The 19,918-nt window shown below is 74.4% G+C and carries 10 protein-coding genes; 8 read left to right on the top strand and 2 right to left on the bottom strand.

Features of this window, described 5'->3' with window-relative positions; genetic code table 11:
- The 8 genes from AB0O19_RS28045 to AB0O19_RS28010 all read left to right on the top strand — a co-directional run bounded on the left by AB0O19_RS28045 (nt 1) and on the right by AB0O19_RS28010 (nt 12,537).
- Nucleotides 1–1,059, top strand: a complete 1,059-nt coding sequence (locus AB0O19_RS28045; RefSeq protein WP_363623425.1) for a DegT/DnrJ/EryC1/StrS aminotransferase family protein — start codon at nt 1–3, stop codon at nt 1,057–1,059.
- Nucleotides 1,060–1,090: 31 nt separating this feature from the next.
- Nucleotides 1,091–2,269 carry a cytochrome P450 gene (locus AB0O19_RS28040; RefSeq protein WP_363623423.1) on the top strand — a complete coding sequence of 393 codons (1,179 nt, stop codon included), beginning with the start codon at nt 1,091–1,093 and terminating at the stop codon, nt 2,267–2,269.
- A 27-nt stretch (nt 2,270–2,296) separates the two neighbouring features.
- Entirely contained in the window at nt 2,297–2,491 is a 195-nt protein-coding gene (locus AB0O19_RS28035; RefSeq protein WP_363623421.1) for a ferredoxin, read from the top strand.
- A gap of 27 nt (nt 2,492–2,518) precedes the next feature.
- A complete protein-coding gene (locus AB0O19_RS28030; protein ID WP_363623419.1) occupies nt 2,519–3,277 on the top strand; it encodes an alpha/beta fold hydrolase in 759 nt (252 codons plus the stop codon).
- Nucleotides 3,278–3,334: 57 nt separating this feature from the next.
- The gene (pabB, locus tag AB0O19_RS28025) at nt 3,335–5,458 is read left to right on the top strand and encodes an aminodeoxychorismate synthase component I (protein WP_363623417.1); all 2,124 of its coding nucleotides are present in this window, start codon (nt 3,335–3,337) and stop codon (nt 5,456–5,458) included.
- 75 nt (nt 5,459–5,533) lie between these two features.
- Nucleotides 5,534–10,597 carry a beta-ketoacyl synthase N-terminal-like domain-containing protein gene (locus AB0O19_RS28020; RefSeq protein ID WP_363623415.1) on the top strand — a complete coding sequence of 1,688 codons (5,064 nt, stop codon included), beginning with the start codon at nt 5,534–5,536 and terminating at the stop codon, nt 10,595–10,597.
- A gap of 51 nt (nt 10,598–10,648) precedes the next feature.
- Entirely contained in the window at nt 10,649–11,692 is a 1,044-nt protein-coding gene (locus AB0O19_RS28015) for an ATP-binding cassette domain-containing protein (RefSeq protein ID WP_363623413.1), read from the top strand.
- Nucleotides 11,689–12,537 carry an ABC transporter permease gene (locus AB0O19_RS28010; RefSeq protein WP_363623411.1) on the top strand — a complete coding sequence of 283 codons (849 nt, stop codon included), beginning with the start codon at nt 11,689–11,691 and terminating at the stop codon, nt 12,535–12,537. Before AB0O19_RS28015 ends, AB0O19_RS28010 begins: the two co-directional genes overlap by 4 nt.
- Before the next feature lie 57 nt (nt 12,538–12,594).
- Here the strand turns inward: AB0O19_RS28010 and AB0O19_RS28005 are convergent, their stop codons facing one another.
- Nucleotides 12,595–13,470: a HemK/PrmC family methyltransferase gene (locus AB0O19_RS28005; RefSeq protein WP_363623409.1), complete on the bottom strand. Its 876-nt coding sequence runs from the start codon at nt 13,468–13,470 to the stop codon at nt 12,595–12,597.
- A 202-nt stretch (nt 13,471–13,672) separates the two neighbouring features.
- Complete coding sequence (locus AB0O19_RS28000) at nt 13,673–19,918, bottom strand: SDR family NAD(P)-dependent oxidoreductase (RefSeq protein WP_363623407.1); 6,246 nt, start codon at nt 19,916–19,918, stop codon at nt 13,673–13,675.

Below are 19,918 nucleotides of genomic sequence, written 5' to 3'. Positions count from 1 at the left end.
ATGCCCTTCACCATCCCCGTGTCCCGGCCGAGCCTCGACGGGCGGGAGCTGGAGTACGTCAACCGCACGATCGGCGACGGCTGGATCTCGTCCCAGGGGCCGTTCGTCCGGCACTTCGAGGAGGCCTTCGCCGAGTACAACGGCTCCGCCCACGGTGTCGCCTGCTCCTCCGGCACGGCGGCCCTCACGCTGGCCCTGCGCGCGCTCGGCGTGGGCCCCGGCGACGAGGTCATCGTGCCGGAGTTCACCATGATCGCCTGCGCCTGGGCGGTGACCTACACGGGCGCCACCCCGGTGTTCGTCGACTGCGCCGACGACCTGAACATCGACGTCACACGGATCGAGGAGCGGATCACCCCGCGCACCAAGGCGATCATGCCGGTGCACGTCTACGGCCGCCGGTGTGACATGACGACGATCATGGAGATCGCCCATCAGTACAACCTGCGGGTCGTGGAGGACTCCTCCGAGGCCCACGGCATCCGGCCGGTCGGCGACATCGCCTGCTTCTCGCTGTTCGCCAACAAGATCATCACAGCCGGTGAAGGCGGCATCTGCCTCACCGACGACCCCCGCCTGGCCGGCCAGCTGGCCCACCTCCGGGCCATGGCCTTCACCGCCGACCACAGCTTCCTCCACAAGAAGCTCGCCTACAACTTCCGCATGACGGCCATGCAGGCCGCCGTCGCCGTCGCCCAGACCGAGCGCCTGGACGAGTTCCTCGCGGCCCGCAAGGAGATCGAGCGGCGCTACGACCAGGGCCTCAAGGACGTCCCGGGGATCACCCTGATGCCGCCCCGGGACGTGCTGTGGATGTACGACCTGCGGGCCGAACGTCGCTCCGAGCTCCGAGAGTTCCTGACCGGCGAGGGCATCGAGACCCGGCTGTTCTTCCAACCGATGAGCCGCCAGCCCGGCTACCTCGATCCGGCATGGCCGGGCCTCAACGCGGCCCGTTTCGCCGCCGACGGCCTCTACCTCCCCACCTACACCACCCTGACGACCGCCGACCAGGACCGCGTGATCGAGCGGGTCCGCACGTTCTACGGCACGCCCTGAAGCGCACCACACCCGAGGGAGACCCGACGACATGACGAGCGCCGCACCGCGGGTGGTCGACTTCCCGCTGCGTAGGCCCGGCGAGGCTTTTCCCCCGCCCCGCTACCAGGACTACCGCGAGCAGCGGGGCCTGGTGGTGTGCCACCTGCCGAACGGGAACCGGGTGTGGCTGGTCACCCGGCACGAGGACGTCCGGGCCGTCCTGACCGACCGCAGGATCAGCTCCAACCCCGACCACCCGGGCTTCCCCAACATCAGCCAGACCATGGGCGTGCCCCGCCAGGAGCAGATACCCGGATGGTTCGTCGGCCTGGACTCACCCGAGCACGACCGCTTCCGCAAGGCGCTCATCCCCGAGTTCAGCGTCCGCCGCGTCCGGGAGCTGCGGCCCGCCGTCGAGCAGACCGTGGACCGGTGCATCGACACCATGCTGGCCGCCGGCAACGAGGCCGACCTGGTCGCCGACTTCGCCCTGCCCGTCCCGTCACTGGTCATCTCGGCACTGCTCGGGGTACCGCCGGCCGACCGGGACTTCTTCGAATCCCGCACCCGCACCCTGGTTGCGATCCGCGCCTCCACCGAGGAGCAGCGCGACACCGCCTCGCGCGAACTGTTGCGCTACATCAACCGGTTGGTCGCCATCAAGCAGAAGTGGCCCGGTGACGACCTGATCAGCCGACTACTGGCCACCGGCGTGATCGAGCCCCGGGAGATGTCCGGGGTGCTGATGCTGCTGCTCATCGCCGGGCACGAAACCACCGCCAACAACATCGCCCTCGGCGTGCTCACCCTGCTGGACAACCCCCGGTGGATCGGGGACGACCGGGTCGTCGAGGAGACGCTGCGCTTCCACTCGGTCGCCGACCTGGTCTCCCTGCGGGTCGCGACCGAGGACGTCGAGATCGCCGGCCAGCCGATCCGGGCCGGCGAGGGCATCATCCCGCTGGTGGCCGCGGCCAACCACGACGAGCAGGCCTTCGCCTGCCCGCGCGCCTTCGACCCGGCCCGCACCGAGCGCCATCACGTGGCCTTCGGCTACGGCGTCCACCAGTGCCTGGGCCAGAACCTGGTCCGGATCGAGATGGAGACCGCCTACCGCAGACTCTTCGAGCGCATCCCGGGCCTGCGCCTGGCGGTGCCGGCCGAGGAACTGCCGTTCAAGTACGACGGCGTGCTGTGCGGCCTGCACGCGCTGCCGGTCCGCTGGTAGCCCACGACACCGCCCCAGGAGATGTCCATGCGCGTCACCGTCGACACCGCACGCTGCGTCGGCGCGGGCCAGTGCGTGCTCAACGCCGGCACCGTCTTCGACCAGGACCACGACGGCGTGGTCGAACTGTTCGACCCCGCCGCGGCCGACGAACACCCGGACGCGGTCGAACTGGCCGCCACGCTCTGCCCGTCCGGCGCCATCACCGTTCACCGGGACTGAATCCCCCACCGAAAGAGGCCCGAACCCATGACCAGCCCCGGCACGTCGAGCACGCTCTGGCTGCGCCGCTTCCACCCGGGAGCCGACCAACCCGTGCGCCTGGTGTGCTTCCCGCACGCCGGCGGCTCCGCCACCTTCTACCACCCCGTCTCCGCGGCCCTCGCCGACGACACCGAGCTGATCGCCCTGCAGTACCCCGGCCGGCAGGACCGCCGTCTGGAGCCCTGCATCGGGGACATCGACACCCTCGCCGACCGGATCACCGACGAGTTGCTCACCCTGGACGACCGTCCCACCGTCTTCTTCGGCCACAGCATGGGCGCCGTCCTCGCCTTCGAGACCGCCTGGCGTCTGGAGCAGAAGGGCACCCACGCGCCCCGGGCCGTCATCGTCTCCGGTCGGCGGGCGCCATCCACCACCCGGATCGAGAACGTGCACCGCCAGGACGACGAGGCGGTCATCGCCGAGCTCAAGCTGCTCAACGGCACCAGTGCCCGACTGCTCGGTGACGATGAGATCCTGCGCATGGCGATGCCCGCGATCCGCGCCGACTACCGCGCCATCGAGCGCTACACCTGCGGTCCGGAGCGCATCCTCGGCTGCCCGGTCACCACGCTCACCGGAGACGCCGACCCGCGGACCACCATCGCCGAGGCCCGGTCCTGGCAGAACCACACCACCGGCGCCTTCCGGCTGCAGGTCCTCCCCGGGGGCCACTTCTTCCTGGCCGAGCAGCAGGCGGCGGTGCTACGGGAGATCACCTCCGAACTCGCCGTGCTCCGCTGACAACCGCCGGCAGACTCCCGGCCCCGCCCGGCGGCACCGGCAGGACAAGGACCACTGATGCGCACTCTCCTGGTCGACAACTACGACTCGTTCACCTACAACCTGTTCCACTACCTCGCCGAGGTCAACGGGCGTGAGCCGGAGGTCGTCCGCAACGACGACCCTTCCTTCCGGCCGGAGCTGCTCGACGACTTCGACACCGTCGTCCTCTCCCCCGGCCCCGGTACGCCGCACAACCCCTCCGACTTCGGCCACTGCGCCGGGATCGCCCGCGAGGGCCGACTGCCCGTCCTCGGCGTCTGCCTCGGTCACCAGGGTCTCGCCCTCGCCCACGGCGCCGCCGTCGGCCGGGCGCCCGAACCCCGGCACGGGCGCACTTCGGACGTGCGGCACACCGGCACCGGGCTCTTCCGCCACCTGCCCAATCCGCTGGAGGTCGTCCGCTACCACTCGCTCGCCGTCACCAGCCTCTCCCCCGTACTGGAACCGATCGCCTGGGCCACCGACGACGGCGTGGTGATGGCCCTGTGCCACCGCGAACTCCCGCTGTGGGGTGTGCAGTTCCACCCCGAGTCGATCGGCACCGAGGCCGGGCACCAGCTGCTCGCGAACTTCCGGGACCTCGCCGAGCGCTTCAACCACGCGCACCGCCACGGCCGCAGACGCACCCCCGGCGTACCGCGGCCCCGCACCCGGCCCGACCACACCCCGCTCCCGGCCCCCCGGCAACTGACCGTGCTGACCAGGAAGATCGACACCCGGTGGGACGCCGAAACCGTCTTCGACCGGCTCTTCCGCATCGGCAGCCACCCGTTCTGGCTGGACAGCAGCCTCCCGGGCGGGCGGCTCGGCCAGGTCTCAGCGATGGGCAACGCCTCCGGCCCGCTCGCCCGGGTGGCGAGCGCGGACGTCTCCCGGGGGACCGTCACGATAACGGCCGGGGGCGGCACGCGGGTGCTGGAGGACGAGTTCCTGCACTGGCTCGACGCGGACCTCCGCTCGCTGCACGTGGAGGTGCCCGAGCTGCCGTTCGATTTCGCGCTCGGCTGGGTCGGCTGCCTCGGCTACGAGCTCAAGGCCGAGTGCGGCGGCGACCGTGCCCACCGTTCGCCCGACCCGGACGCCGTCATGGTGTTCGCAGACCGGGCGGTCGTCCTCGACCACCGCACCGGCGCCGCCCACCTGCTCGCCCTGGCCGAGGACGGCCGGACAGGGCCCGCCAGGGCCTGGCTGCGGGACACCGCCGCCCGGCTCACCGGCCCGGCGCCACGCACCGACCCGCCGGCCCACAACCCGCCCGGCCTGTCGGCCGGCCTGCGGCTGCGCCACCCCCGTGAGGCCTACCTCAAGCTCATCGACGCCTGCCAGGACGAGATCGGGGCCGGCGAGACCTACGAGGTCTGCCTCACCAACATGATCGACGCCCCGGCCGCGTTCGACCCCTGGCAGGCCTACCGAGCCCTGCGGCGGATCAGCCCGGCACCGTTCGCCGCCTTCCTCGGCTTCGGCGGGCTGTCCGTGCTCAGCTCCTCCCCCGAGCGCTTCCTGCGGATCGGGCCGGACGGTGTGATGGAGTCCAAGCCCATCAAGGGCACCCGCCCGCGCGGCGCCACCCCGCAGGAGGACACCCTGCTCGTCGCCGACCTGGCGACCAGCGAGAAGGACCGGGCCGAGAACCTCATGGTCGTCGACCTCGTCCGGCACGATCTCGGGCGGTGCGCCGAGACCGGATCCGTCGTCGCCGACCCGCTCTTCGACGTCGAGACGTACACCACCGTCCACCAGCTGGTCAGCACCGTACGGGCGCGGCTGCGCCCCGGGTACAGCGCGGTCGACGGCGTCCGGTCGGCCTTCCCCGGCGGCTCGATGACGGGCACGCCCAAGCTCCGCACCATGCAGATCATCGACCGCCTGGAGAGCGGCCCGCGCGGCATCTACTCGGGCGCGATCGGCTACCTCTCGCTGACCGGCGCCGCCGATCTGAGCATCGTCATCCGCACTGCCGTGGTCAGCGAGGGGCGGCTGCGCTACGGGGTGGGAGGCGCGATCATCGCCCTCTCCGACGCCGAGGCGGAGTTCGACGAGACGGTGGTGAAGGCCCGCCCGCTGCTGGCGCTGCTGGACACCGGGTTCCCCGAGCAGCGCCCGGCCGTTCCCCGCGCCGCCTCGCGCGGGCTCTAGAGAACCTCTAGGGCTTTCCCCGCGCTCTGAGGCCGAGGATGACAGCCGCAGCCCGCACCGACCCCGGGAGTGAAGGTGTCCGTCCACAACGATGACTACACGATCGATCCGGCCCCCGGAGCGCTGGGCGGTCACACCCTGCCCGGGGTGTTCGCGGCGGCCGTACGGCGCGCCCCCGACGCCGTCGCACTGGTCGACGGCGATCACGAGCTGACGTGGCGTCAGTGGCGGACGGAAGTGGCGTCGCTGGCCCGGGCGCTCCAGGAGCTGGGCGTGGGTCCGGGTGAGGTGGTCGCGGTCCAGCTGCCGAACTGCTGGGAGTACCAGACCGCCCACCTGGCCGTCGCCGCCGTCGGCGCGGTCATGCTGCCGGTGCACGCCGGGTTCGGCGCCGCCGACGTGCGGGCACTGCTGGGCCGGGTGGACCCGGTGGCGGCCCTGTTCGCGCCGGAGGCGGTGGCCACCGCCCACGAGCTGTCGGCGGCCGTACCGTCCCTGCGGGCGGTCCTGGTCGCGGGGGATCCGGACGGGCTGCCGTCCGGGGTCCGCTCGCTGGCCCGGACGATGGCCGACCACGCGGGCCGGGAGCCGCACCCGGTCGAGGTCGTACCGGACCAGCCGCTGGTCCTGCTCCCCTCCTCCGGCACCACCTCGGCGCGGCCCAAGATCTGCCTGCACAGCCACGACGGACTGCTCTCCAACACCGCCCCCGTCGCCGAGGAGGGCGGCGCGGCCTTCGCCGACGCGATCCTGACGGCCTGCCCGCTCACCCACCTGTTCGGCCTGCAGTCCTTGCACACCGCGCTGTTCCGGGCCTGCCGACAGGTCCTGCTGCGCGGCTGGGATCCCGAGCGCTTCCTCGCGCTGGCCCGGCGGACCGCACCCAGCGCGGTCTTCGCCGTCCCGGCGCAGTTGCACGACATCGTCGGTGCGCTGGCCCGCAACGGACGGCCCGCCGGATTCCGGCCGCACCAGGTGCGCACCGCCGGGGCGGCGGTCCCCGCCGCGCTGGCCGCGGACGTGCGGGCGGCGCTCGGCGGCGAGCTGGTGGTGGTGTGGGGCATGTCCGAACTGGGCACCGGCACCCGCACCTCGCCGGCCGACCCGGACGAGGCCGCGGTGCGCAGCGTGGGCCGGCCGACCAGCGGGGCGCGCGTGCGGATCATCGGCGAGGACGGGCGCGAACCGCTCCCGGGCACGCCGGGCGACCTCCAGTACCGCAGCCCGAGCATGTTCCGCGGCTACTACCGGGATCCCGAGCTGACCCGCGCGGCGATCACGCCGGACGGCTGGCTGCGCACGGGCGACCGGGCGAGTCTCGGGGAGGACGGGCTGCTGCGCTTCCACGGGCGTGCGGCGGAGCTGATCAACGTGGGCGGGCGGAAGTTCGACGCGACAGAGGTCCAGGAGCTCCTGGCGGCGATGCCGGGCATCGGCCCGCTCGCGGTGGTCGGGCGGGCGGATGCGCGCCTCGGCGAGATCCCCTGCCTGGTGCTCACCCGCGCGGCGGACCCGGCAATCGGTCTGCGGGCCGTGACCGGCTTCCTGCGGGAGTGCGAGGTCGCCGAGTACAAGATGCCGCTGGAGCTGGTGACCGTCGACGACCTCCCGCGCACCCCGGCCGGGAAGCTGCACCGGCGGTCGCTGGAGGAGCTGGTGGCCCAGGAGGCGTTCGTCCCCAGTCCGTACGCGCTCGACCACGGCGACGCGCTGGACCTCGTGCGCTCGTGCGTGGCCGAGGTCATGGACCGCGGCCCGGACGACGAGCCGATCGGCGCCGACACGGCGTTCCGCGCGTACGGGCTGGACTCGGTGCGCACCATCCGGCTGCGGAACCTGCTGGCGGAGGCGACCGGCCGTCCGCTGCCGGTGAGCCTCGGCTTCGACCACCCCACCCCGGCCGCCGTCGCGTCCCTGCTGTCGGGCGCAGCGCCGGACCGACCGGACGAGGGCACGTACGACGCCTCCGACGAGCCGGTCGCGATCGTCGGCATGGCCTGCCGCCTGCCGGGCGGGATCTCCTCCCCCGACGACCTCTGGACACTCGTCGCCGACGGCACCCACACCGACTCCGCGTTCCCCGCCGACCGCGGGTGGGACCTCGACGGCCTCTTCCACGACGACCCCGAGCACCCCGGGACGTCCTACGTCCGCCGGGGTGGATTCCTGGACGGCGCAGGGCGGTTCGACGCCGTTTTCTTCGGTTTCTCCCCGCGCGAGGCCCTGGCCGCCGACCCGCAGCAGCGGCTGCTCCTGGAGACCGCCTGGGAGGCGCTGGAGCACGCCGGCATCGACCCGACCGGGCTGCGCGGCAGCCGCACCGGCGTCTTCACCGGGGCGATGTACCACGACTACGGCACCACCGCCCCGGCCGAGCTGGAGGGACTGCTCGGGATCGGCACGGCCGGCAGCGCCCTGGCCGGGCGGATCTCGTACTGCTTCGGCCTGGAGGGTCCGGCGCTCACCGTCGACACCGCGTGCTCCTCCTCGCTCGTCGCCCTCCACCTCGCCTGCCGCTCGCTGCGCTCGGGCGAGTCCTCGCTCGCCCTGGCCGGCGGCGTCGCGGTGATGGCCACGCCGGGGTCGTTCGTCGAGTTCTCCCGGCTGCGCGGCCTCGCCCCCGACGGCCGCTGCAAGGCCTTCTCGGACGACGCCGACGGCGCCGCCTGGGCCGAGGGCGCGGGCCTGCTCGTCCTGGAACGGCTGAGCGACGCGCGGCGCAACGGGCACCCGGTGCTCGCCGTCGTGCGCGGCTCGGCGGTCAACCAGGACGGCGCCTCGAACGGCATCACCGCGCCCAACGGCCCCGCGCAGCAGCGGGTGATCCGGCGCGCGCTCGCCGACGCGGGGCTCGCCCCCGGCGACGTCGACGCCGTCGAGGCGCACGGCACCGGAACCCCTCTCGGCGACCCGATCGAGGCGCAGGCGCTGCTCGCCGTCCACGGCGGCGCGCGCCCGGCGGACCGGCCGCTGTGGCTGGGGTCCGTCAAATCGAACATCGGGCACGCCCAGGCGGCGGCCGGAGTGGCCGGGGTGATCAAGACGGTGCAGGCGCTGCGGCACGGCCTCCTGCCGAGGACCCTGCACGTCACCGGGCCGACCACCCGGGTGGACTGGTCCTCCGGCGCAGTCAGGCTGCTGACCGAGGCGCAGCCGTGGCCCAGGGAGGACGGGCGGGCGCGGCGGGCCGGCGTGTCGTCGTTCGGGATCAGCGGGACCAACGCGCACGTCGTGCTGGAGGAGGCGCCGGCGTCGTCCCAGGTTGTCAGCGGTTCCTCCGGCGGGCCGGTGCCGCTGGTGCTCTCGGCCCACAGCGAGCCCGCTCTGCGGGCCCAGGCCGGGCGGCTGGCCGAGCACGTCGCCACCCAGTCCTCGTACGCCCTGTCCGACCTCGCCCATGCGCTCGCCACCACCAGGGCCGTCCACGGCCACCGGGCGCTGCTGGTCGGCGCCGAGCGGGGCGAACTCGTCGACGCACTAAGGCAGTTCGCTGCCGGGGAGCCCTCGCCGGCCGTTCCGGCGGCGGGCCGGCGCGACAGCGGCGGGCGCCTCGCCTTCGTGTTCGCCGGGCAGGGCAGCCAGCGGCCCGGGATGGGGCGCGAACTCGTCGCCGCTTTCCCGGAGTTCGCGGCTGCGCTGGACGAGATGTGGGCCGGTCTCGACCCGCTGCTGGAACGGCCGCTGCGCTCCGTCCTGTGGGACGACGACGGGCACGGGCATCCCGAACCGCTCCTCGACCGGACGGAGTTCGCGCAGCCCGCGCTCTTCGCCCACGAGGTCGCCCTCTACCGGCTGCTGGAGTCCTGGGGCGTACGGCCCGACCTGCTGGCCGGGCACTCGGTCGGCGAGATCGCCGCCGCGCACGTGGCCGGGGTCCTGTCGCTGACGGACGCGTGCGCGCTGGTCGCCGCCCGGGGACGGCTCATGCAGTCCCTCCCGGCCGGGGGCGCGATGCTCGCCGTCCGGGCGGAGGAGGACGAAGTGCGGCCTTTGCTGGGCGAGTTCGTCTCGCTCGCGGCGGTGAACGGGCCGTCGTCCGTCGTCGTCTCGGGCGCCGAGGACGCCGTCGCGGCGATCGAGGCACACTTCGCAGACCGGCGGACGACGCGACTGCGCGTGTCGCACGCGTTCCACTCGCCGCTGCTGGAGCCGATGCTGGCGGAGTTCCGCGGCGTCCTCGAAGGCCTGTCGTTCGCCGCGCCCGCCATGCCGCTGGTCTCCGGCGTCACCGGCCGCCCGCTGACCGCCGACGAGGCCCTCGACCCCGGCCACTGGGTGCGCCAGGTCCGGGAACCGGTCCGGTTCCCGGACGCCGTCGAGCAGCTGCGCGGGGAGCGCGTCGACGCCTATCTCGAACTCGGGCCCGCCGCCGCGCTCGCACCCATGCTCGGCGAGTGCCTGGCCGCCGGGGAGGCCGGACCGTCGGCCGCCGTCATCGCGACCGGCTCGGCGGACCAGGCGGACGAGACGCGGGCCCTGCTCGCCGCCGCCGGGCGCCTCCACCTGCACGGCTCACCCGTGGACTGGGACGCCGTCCTGCCCGGCGCCCGGCCCGTGCCGCTCCCGACGTACCCGTTCCAGCGGCAGACGTACTGGCTCGCGCCGGCCGCTTCCACGCCCGCGGTCATGCCGGCCCTCGACGGACCGTCGGCCCCCAGCGCCGAGCGGTTCGCCGCGGCGAGCCCCGAGGAGCGCGACGCCCTCCTCCTCAAGCTCGTCCTCGCCGAGACCGCCGCCGTACTCGGGCGCGGCGCCGACGACCTCGACGCCGCCCACGCGTTCTCCGACCTCGGCGTCAACTCCGTCAACGCGATCGAACTGCGCGAACGCATCGCCGCCGCCAGCGGCACCCCCCTTCCCGCGACCCTCGTCTTCGACCACCCGTCCCCGGCCGCCGCCGCCCGCGCCCTCGGCGCCCACCTCGACCGGGGGGCCGCGCCGGAGCCCACCGCCGCCTACCTGGTCGACCGGCTCGCCGCACTGCTCGCCACCGGCACCGCCCTCGATCCGGCCACCGCCACCCGGCTGCGCGACCTCGCCCGGCGCTGCGCCGCAACCGCCGGCCCGGCCCGCCCCGGCCCCGACCTCGACACGGCCACCGACGAGGAGCTGTTCCGCCTGATGGACGCCGTCGACTGACACCGGCCGCCCCCTTCGACGCTCGCCGAACCCCCGTACGGAGACCAGACCATGCCTGCCCGCACCGCCCCGCCCCCGCCCGCCTGGGCCGACGACGACCTCGTGATCGAGGCGGTCGACGTCGGCATGACCTTCGGCACCGTCCGCGCGCTCGACTCGGTCAGCCTCGCCGTCCCCCGCGGCACCGTGCTCGCCCTGCTCGGCCACAACGGCGCCGGCAAGACCACCCTCGTCGGCGTCCTCACCACCGCCCTCGCGCCCACCACCGGCCGGGCCAGCGTCGCCGGGTTCGACGTCCGGCGCCGCCCCGCCGAGGTCCGCCGCCGGATCGGCCTCACCGGCCAGTACGCCACCGTCGACGGGCGGCTCAGCGGGCGCGACAACCTCCTCCTGCTCGCCGGGCTGCTGGGAGCCGGGCGGCGCGCCGCCCGGGCCCGCGCCGACGACCTCCTCGACCTGTTCGACCTCGGCCACGTGGCCGACCGGCCCGCCCGCGGTTACTCCGGCGGCCTGCGCCGCCGCCTCGACCTCGCCGCGAGCCTGGTCGGCCGGCCCGAGGTGGTGTTCCTCGACGAGCCGACCACCGGGCTCGACCCGGTGAGCCGGCTCGGTCTCTGGGAGATCGTCGAAGGCCTCGTCGCCGAGGGCACCACCGTCCTGCTCACCACCCAGTACCTCGACGAGGCCGATCGGCTCGCCGACGCCATCACCGTGCTCTCCGACGGGGCCGTCGTCGCCCACGGCACCCCCGCCGAGCTCAAGGCCCGGGTCGGCCGGCGCACCGTCACCGTCGTCCTCGACGGGCCTGCCGGGAACGACTCCGGGAACGACTCCGGGAACGACTCCGAGCGGGCCGCCGAGGCACTGCGCCGTGCCGGGCTCGCCCCGGTCACCGGCCGCGAGGACGCCGCCCTCGTCGTCCCCATCGAGGCCACCCGCGACATCGCCGCCGTCGTCCGCGCGCTCGACGGGGTCGGGATCGAGGCCGCCGAACTCACGTTCGGCGAACCCGGCCTGGACGACGTCTACCTCGCCCTGGCCCACCGCCCCGACAGCCCCGCCCGCCTCGTCAGCCCGGAAGGACCCGCTCGGTGACCACCACGCTCGACACCGGCCGACCGCCCCGCACTCCGACGGCCACCGCGCCCACCTGGCACGGCAGTTCGCGGCTCACCCAGGTCCGCATCCTCACCGGCCGGTCTCTGCGCGCGCTCGTGACCGACCCTGCGGTGCTTCTCTTCGGCCTGCTCCAGCCCGTCATCACGCTTGTGGTGCTCTCCCAGGTGTTCAGCCGGATGGGACTCCCACCGCACTTCCCACCGGACGTCACGTACCTGGACTTCGTCCTGCCCGCCGTCCTCGTCGACAACGCGGTGCAGTCCGCCGTCCAGTCCGGGGTGGGCCTCGTCGAGGACCTCCAGAACGGCATCGTCGCCCGCCTGCGCTGCCTGCCCGTCGCGCCGAGCTCCCTGCTCGTCGCCCGCAGTCTCACCACGCTCGTGCGCGCCGCCGTCCAGGCCGTGATCATCCTGGTGCTCGGGACCCTCGTCCTCGGCTACAACCCGCGCGGCGGGGCCGGCGCGGTCGCCGCCTCGATCGGGCTGACGCTGTTCATGAGCTGGGCACTCGGCTGGCTGTTCATCGCGGCGGCGGCCTGGCTGCGCCGCGCCGAGCCCATTCAGAACCTCGCGATCATCGCCGTGCTGCCCCTGATGTTCGCCTCCAGCGCCTACGTCCCGACCGCCGACCTCCCGGACTGGCTGGCCGCCGTCGCCCACGTCAACCCGCTCACGTACGCCATCGACTCCACCCGCGCCCTCGCCCTCGGCCTACCCGGAACGGGCACCGCCGTTCCGGCGCTGCTGCTCGGCGCGGCGGTGGCAGGGGTCGGCGCGTGGCTCGCAGTGGCCGGCTTCCGGCGGCCTTTGACACCCCGCTGAACACGACCGGCCGGGCCCCCTTCCGCATCCGCGGAAGGGGGCCCGGCCGTCTGCCGGTCAGGAGGACGGGGCGTCGGTCCCGGTACGGACGGCCGTGGAGTACAGCGGCCAGCCCTCGTGGTCGGGCCGGCAGGACACCTCGGCGAAACAGCCGGACTCCCGTAGCAATGCCGGAACCGTCGCGCCGTGCAGGTGGCCGTGCTCGACGACCAGCGTGCCGCCCGGGCGCAGCAGCCCCGCCGCCGCCTCCACCACCTGGCGGACGACCCGCAGGCCGTCGGCTCCGCCGAACACGGCCTGGCGGGGCTGGTAGCGGCCGAACTCGTCCGGCACGTCGGCCGCGTCCGGCATGAACGGCGGGTTCGCGAGCACCAGGTCCGCCTCGCCCGCCAGCCCGGTCAGCGCGCCCGCCCGGCCCGCCACGCCCTCGTGGACGGAGACCTCGGTGTCCCCGAGCGCGGCGCGGCGGGCCGCGTTGCGGCGGGCGAAGTCCGCGGCAACCGGGTCGAAGTCGACCGCGTGCACCCGGGCGTCCGGCCGGGCGTGCGCGAGGGCCAGCCCGATCGCGCCGGAGCCGGCGCACAGGTCGACCACCGTCGGCCCGGCCGCGCCCCCGAGGGACTCCAGGCCGGCCGCCAGCACGAGCTCGCTGTGCACCCGCGGCACGAACACGCCAGGCCCGACGAGGAGTTCGAGGCCGGCGAACACGGTCCGCCCGATCAGGTGACCGAGCGGCACGCCGTCGGCTCTCCTGCCCACCAGATCCCGCAGCCGCCGTACCGATCTGCCGTCGACGTCCCGCCGCGGGTCCAGCCCGGTCGACTCCACTCCGAGCACCCGTGCGGCAAGTTCCTCCGCGTCCTGCCGTGCGTCCGCACTCCGAAGCATCAGCACCGCCTCGTCGAGCAGGTCCCCGAGCACCATCGTTCCCATCCGTCGCCTCCCGGCCTGTGGTGCGGCGCCCCCGGCCGCACGATGCCGCCAACTGTGCGGCCGGGAAGGCTAGGAGAGTGTCCAGAACTGGTGTCGGAAAGGGTGCGCCGAGCCCCGGCACCGACGGTAGGGACCGCAGACAGGGCGTCGCGGGAGCCCAGGGTTCGGGCTCCCGCGACCCGGGGAGGGACGGGGCGGGTCGTCAGTCGGACAGGCCCAGTTCGTTGTCCAGGAGGTCGAACATCTCGTCGTCCGAGGCCGACTCGAAGTCGAAGGCCCCGGTGCCCGGGAGTCCGCCGGCGGCAGCGGCGCTCCGGGCGGCGAGCCACTTCGAGCGCAGCACCTCCAGGCGGGCGGCCACCTGGTCGGACAGCGCCTCGTCCGATCCGTCGACCTCGGTCGTCCCGAACGCCTGCTCCAAGCGGTCGAGTTCGGCCAGCAGCACGGCCGCGCCCGTGGTGGGCTCGGGCTCCAGGCCGAGCCGCTCGAACAGGTGGTCCGCCAGCTCAGCCACCGTCGGGTGGTCGAAGACCAGGGTGGCCGGGAGGCGCAGGCGCACCAGCCCACCCAGGCGGTTGCGCAGCTCGACCGCCGTCAGCGAGTCCAGCCCGAGGTCCTGGAAGGCCCGCTGCGGGTCCACCCCGGACGCCTCGGTGTGGCCGAGGACTGCGGCCACCTGCCGGCGGACCGCCTCCAGCAGCGCCTCTCGCCGCTCGGCCCCCGGCAGCTCGGACAGCCGCCGCACGAACTCGGCGCCGCCGCCCGCCCCACCGTCCGCGCCCGCGACCGAGCCGCGCCGCACCGGCACGCGCACCAGGCCGCGCAGGAGCGGCGGGATCTCCCCACGCTTCCGAAGGACCGCCGAGTCCAGCCGCAGCGGCAGGACGGCGGGCTCCGCGCCGACCGTGGTCGCGTCGAACAGTGCGAGCCCCAGCTCCGGTGTGAGCGGCGGTATTCCGGTCTGGGCCAGGCGCTCGGCCTCGGCGTCGGTGAGGGCGCCGGTCATGCCGCCAGCGCCGGTCCACGGGCCCCACGCCAGCGAGACGGCGGGCAGGCCCAGGGAGCGGCGGTGACGGGCGAGTGCGTCCAGGAAGGCGTTGGCCGCAGCGTAGTTGCCCTGCCCGGGGTTGCCGAGCGTGCCGGCCGCCGAGGAGAACAGGACGAAAGCGGTGAGGTCGAGACCTTCGGCGGCCCGGTGGAGGTTCCACGCCGCGTCCGCCTTCGGGCGCAGGACGGCACCGACCCGCTCGGGCGTGAGCGAGCCGATCGTCCCGTCGTCCAGGACGCCCGCGGTGTGCACCACCGCGCGGACGTCGTGGCGGGCGAACAGCCCGGTGACGGCGGCCTCGTCGGCCACGTCACAGGCCTCGACGGCCGTCTCGGCGCCGAGCCCGGCGAGTTCGGCGACCAGCTCGGCCACACCGTCGGCAGCGGCGCCGCTGCGGCTGACCAGGACCAGGCTCCGCACGCCGTGCTCGGCGGCGAGGTGCCGGGCCACCAGGCGGCCCAGGCCGCCGGTGCCGCCGGTGATCAGCACCGCGCCCTCGTCAGGCCAGCGCGGCGCCTCGGTCGCGAGCTCCTCCCGTACGAGGCGGGCGGCGAACAACCCTCCGTCGCGAACGAGCAGTTGCGGCTCGTCGACGGTGAGGGCCCCGGGCATCAGCCCGGTCTCGGCGGTGGCGAGGTCGAGCAGGCCGAACCGGCCAGGCTCCTCCGACGCCGCCGAGCGCACCAGGCCCCAGGCCGCGGCGCCGGCGAGGTCGGCGCCGGACACCGCGCCCCGCGTGACGAACACCAGGCGCGAGGCGGCGAACCCCTCGTGCGAGAGCCACGTCTGGACCAGCTCCAGGACGGCGGCCACCCGGGCGTGCACCGCCTCGGCCCCGCCGGCGGGGAGTTCGGCCAGGACCACCGGCGGCACGTCGGACCGCGCGGCGAGCTCGGCCAGCGCCTGCGCGTTCGGCTCGACGGCGACGAACGCCACGTCCGCGTCGGCGGGCGCCTGCACCGGCATCCAGTCGAGGCGGAACAACGCGTCGTGGCCGGCCGGGCGGGCGAAAGCCCCGAGCTGCTCGGCGACGATCGGCCGGACGGCGAGCGAGCCCACCGACGCCACCGGCCGGCCCTGCGCATCGGCCGCGGCGAGCGCCAGCCCACCGGACGCCGACGGCGCCAGCCGGACTCGTAGCGCGGACGCCCCCGAGGCGTGCAGCGCGACGTCCTCCCACGCGAACGGCACCCCGGCACCGCCCTCCCCGAACCCGCCGCCCACGGCGAGCGTGTGCAGGCAGGCGTCGAACAGGGCCGGGTGGAGGCCGTAGGCGCCACCCTCGACGCCCGCGGGCAGGCAGACGTCCGCGAAGAGCTCCTCTCCGCGGCGCCAGACCGCACGGAGGCCCTGGAACGCCGGGCCGTACCCGAACCCGGCCTCCGCCAGGCCGTTGTAGAGACCGGTCAGGTCGACCCGCTCGGCGTCGGCCGGCGGCCACACGGAGGCGTCGAACGCAGCCGGTGCCGCACCCGTGCCCAGCACGCCGCTCGCGTGCAGGGTCCACGGGTGCAGACCCCCGGCCGCGGGCCGGGAGTGCACGGTCACGGGCCGGCGGCCCGCGTCGTCCGGCGCCCCGACCGCCACCTGGAGCTGCACGGCGTCCGTCCCCGGAAGGACCAGCGGCGCGGCGAGCGTCAGCTCCTCGACGATGTCGCAGCCGACCTCGTCGCCCGCGCGCACGGCCAGCTCGACCAGCGCCGTGCCCGGCACCAGCACCGAGCCCATGACGACGTGGTCCGCCGCCCACGGGTGGGACCGTGCCGACATACGACCGGTGAACAGGAGGCCGCCGCTGTCGGCCAGCTCCAGCGAGCCGGTGAGCAGCGGGTGCTCGGCGTTCCTGAGCCCGGCGGACTCTGCGCCGCGGCCGGCGGGCAGGCCGGTCGGCCAGTAGTCCCGGTGCTCGAACGGGTAGGTCGGGAGCTCGGCGAGGTGCCGGCCCGCTCCGGCGAGCAGCGCCCGCCATTCGACCTTCGCGCCGTGGACGTGCAGGCTCGCGAGGGCCTGGAGGAGGCTCGCCTCCTCGGGGCGGTCCTTACGGAGCGCGGGGGTGGCCACGGTGTCGACGTCGTCGGGCAGCACGCTCGCGGTGAGCGCGGTGAGGACGGCGTCGGGGCCGAGTTCGAGGTAGCGGCGGACGCCGGCCTCGTGGAGGGTGCGGACGCCGTCGGCGAAGCGGACGGCGTCGCGGACGTGGCGCACCCAGTACTCGGGGGTCGTGAGGTCCTCGGCCAGTGCGCCGGTCAGGTTGGAGACGACCGGGATCGACGGGGTGCTGTACGTCAGCCCGCCGAGGACTTCGCGGAAGTCCTCCAGCATCGGGTCCATCAGCGGGGAGTGGAACGCGTGGGACACCCGAAGGCGCGTGGTCCGCCGGTCGGCGAAGTGCTCCTCGATCTCCGCGACGGCCTCCCCCGCGCCCGAGACGACGACGGAGGCCGGACCATTGACGGCCGCGATCGAGACGAAGTCGCCCAGCAGCGGCAGGACTTCGTCCTCCGTCGCCTGCACGGCGAGCATCGCGCCGCCGGACGGCAGCGCCTGCATGAGGCGGCCGCGAGCGGACACCAGCGCGCACGCGTCAGCCAGGCTGAACACCCCGGCCACGTGCGCGGCCGCGACCTCACCGATCGAGTGGCCCGCCAGGAACTCCGGCCGCATGCCGAGGGATTCGACGAGCCGGTACAGCGCCACCTCGACCGCGAACAACCCGGCCTGGGCGTACTCCGTCCGGTTCAGCAGCTCCCCGTCCTCACCCCACACGACGTCCCGAAGCGGCAGTTCCAGCGCGGCGCACACCTCGTCGAAGGCCTCCGCGAACACCGGGAACCGGCCGTACAACTCCCGGCCCATGCCGAGCCGTTGCGAGCCCTGTCCGGAGAACAGGAACGCCGTCTTGCCGTCAGCCGCGACCCCTCGGGCGACCTCCACTCCGTCCACGAGCACCGTGCGGTGCGGCAGCGCCGACCGCCCGGCCAAGGTGAACGACACGTCCGCGGAGGGCAGTTCCTCGGCATCCGTGAGCCGCGCGAGCTGCGCGTCCAGCGCCACCTCGGACTTGGCCGACACGACCCACGGCACCAGACCGGGTGTGGCCTCGTTCTCCGGGACCGCCGACTCGGGCAGCTCCAGGATGACGTGGGCGTTGGTGCCGCTGATCCCGAAGGAGGAGACGCCCGCACGGCGCGGATGGTCGGTGGCCGGCCAGTCGGTGCGCTCGGTGAGCAGCTCGACGGCGCCGGCCGTCCAGTCGACATGGGTGGAGGGCTGGTCGATGTGCAGGGACTGCGGGAGCACCCCGTGCTGCATCGCCAGCACCATCTTGATCACGCCTGCCACACCGGCCGCGGCCTGGGAGTGGCCGATGTTCGACTTGATCGAGCCCAGCAGCAGCGGCAGTTCACGGTCCTGACCGTAGGTCGCCAGCAGGGCCTGCGCCTCGATCGGGTCGCCCAGCGTCGTCCCGGTCCCGTGCGCCTCCACCGCGTCCACGTCACCGAACGACAGCCCGGCACTCGCCAGCGCCTGCCGGATCACCCTCTGCTGCGACGGACCGTTCGGCGCCGTCAGACCGTTCGACGCACCGTCCTGGTTCACCGCGCTGCCGCGCAGGACCGCCAGCACCCGGTGCCCGTTGCGACGCGCGTCCGACAGCCGTTCCAGCACCACCATGCCGACGCCCTCACCCCAGCCCACGCCGTCCGCCGCCTCGGCGAAGGCCTTGCTGCGGCCGTCCGCAGCGAGGCCGCGCTGCCGGGAGAACTCCACGAACGTTCCCGGGGTGGACATCACCGTCACGCCGCCGGCCAGGGCGAGCGTGCACTCGCCGCTGCGCAGGGCCTGCGCGGCCAGGTGCATCGCGACGAGGGACGACGAGCAGGCCGTGTCCACCGTCACCGCCGGGCCTTCAAGGCCGAGCGTGTAGGAGACGCGGCCCGAGGCCACGCTTCCCGCGCTGCCGCTGCCCTGGTGGCCCTCGAACTCACCGCCGCCGAGCAGGTTCGCGTAGTCCGCGTACATCACGCCCGCGAACACGCCCGTCCGGCTGCCGCGCAGCGACACCGGATCGATGCCGGCCCGCTCGAACGCCTCCCACGACGTCTCCAGCAGCAAGCGCTGCTGCGCGTCCGTCGCCAACGCCTCGCGCGGACTCATCCCGAAGAACGCCGCGTCGAACGCCGCTGCCTCCCGCAGGAATCCGCCCGTCCGGGTGTAGGACGTGCCGCTGTGGTCCGGGTCCGGGTCGTAGAGGGTCTCGACGTCCCAGCCGCGGTCGGCCGGGAACTCCGACACCGCGTCCACGCCGTCGGCCACCAGGTGCCACAGGTCCTCCGGCGACGCCACGCCGCCGGGATAGCGGCAGGCCATCCCGACGAGCACGATCGGATCGTCGGACGGGACGGGCAGGGCCGCCGGGAGTTCCACGCTCTCCGCGGCGCCGAACAGGCCTTCCAGCAGGAAACCGGCGAGCGCCTGGGCGGTCGGGTAGTCGAACACGACGGTGGCCGGCAGTGGGAGACCGGTCACCGACTTGAGCCGGTTGCGCAGCTCGACCGCCGTCAGCGAGTCGAAGCCGAGGTCCTGGAAGGCCCGCGACGGATCCACCGTCGCCCGGCCCTCGTGGCCGAGCACGAGCGCGATCTGATCGCGCACCAGCTCCAGGACGGCCTCACGCCGCCCGTCGCCGCCCAGGCCCGACAGCCGCCGGGTCAGGTCGATCGCGGCGGGGGCCGTGGCCGCCCGGCGCGCCGGGGTCCGGACCAGGCCGCGCAGGAGGGCGGGGACGTCCCCCCGGTCCCGCAGGGCGAGCAGGTCTAGCCGGACGGGCAGGACGGCCGGCTCGGCGCCGGTGGCGACCGCGTCGAACAGCGCCAGCCCGTGCTCCGGGTCGAGCGGCGGCACGCCGGCGCGGGTCATCCGCTCGCGCTCGGTGTCGGTGAGGGTGCCGGTCATGCCGGCCACGCCGGACCAGGGACCCCAGGCGAGCGAGACGGCGGCCAGACCGAGCGAACGACGGTGGACCGCCAGGGCGTCCAGATAGGCGTTGCCCGCCGCGTAGGCGCCCTGACCCGCACTGCCGAACGTGCCGGCGACGGAGGAGAACAGGACGAAGGCCGCCAACTCGCGTTCCTTCGTGGCCTCGTGCAGGTGCCAGGCGGCGTCCGCCTTCGGGCGCAGGACGGCGTCGACCCGCTCGGCGGTCAGGGAGCCGATCACGCCGTCGTCGATCACGCCGGCCGTGTGGACGACCGCGCGGATCTCGTGCCGGGCGAACAGACCTGCCACCGCCACCGGATCGGCGACGTCACAGGCCTCCACAATCACCCCTGCACCCAACTCCGCCAGCTCCACGAGCAGTTCGTCCGCACCCTCGGCGTCCGCGCCCCGGCGGCTCAC

It is taken from the genome of Kitasatospora sp. NPDC091276, from assembly GCF_040684355.1.
Taxonomy (GTDB): domain Bacteria; phylum Actinomycetota; class Actinomycetes; order Streptomycetales; family Streptomycetaceae; genus Kitasatospora.
This window is presented reverse-complemented; position numbering and strand designations above follow the sequence as displayed.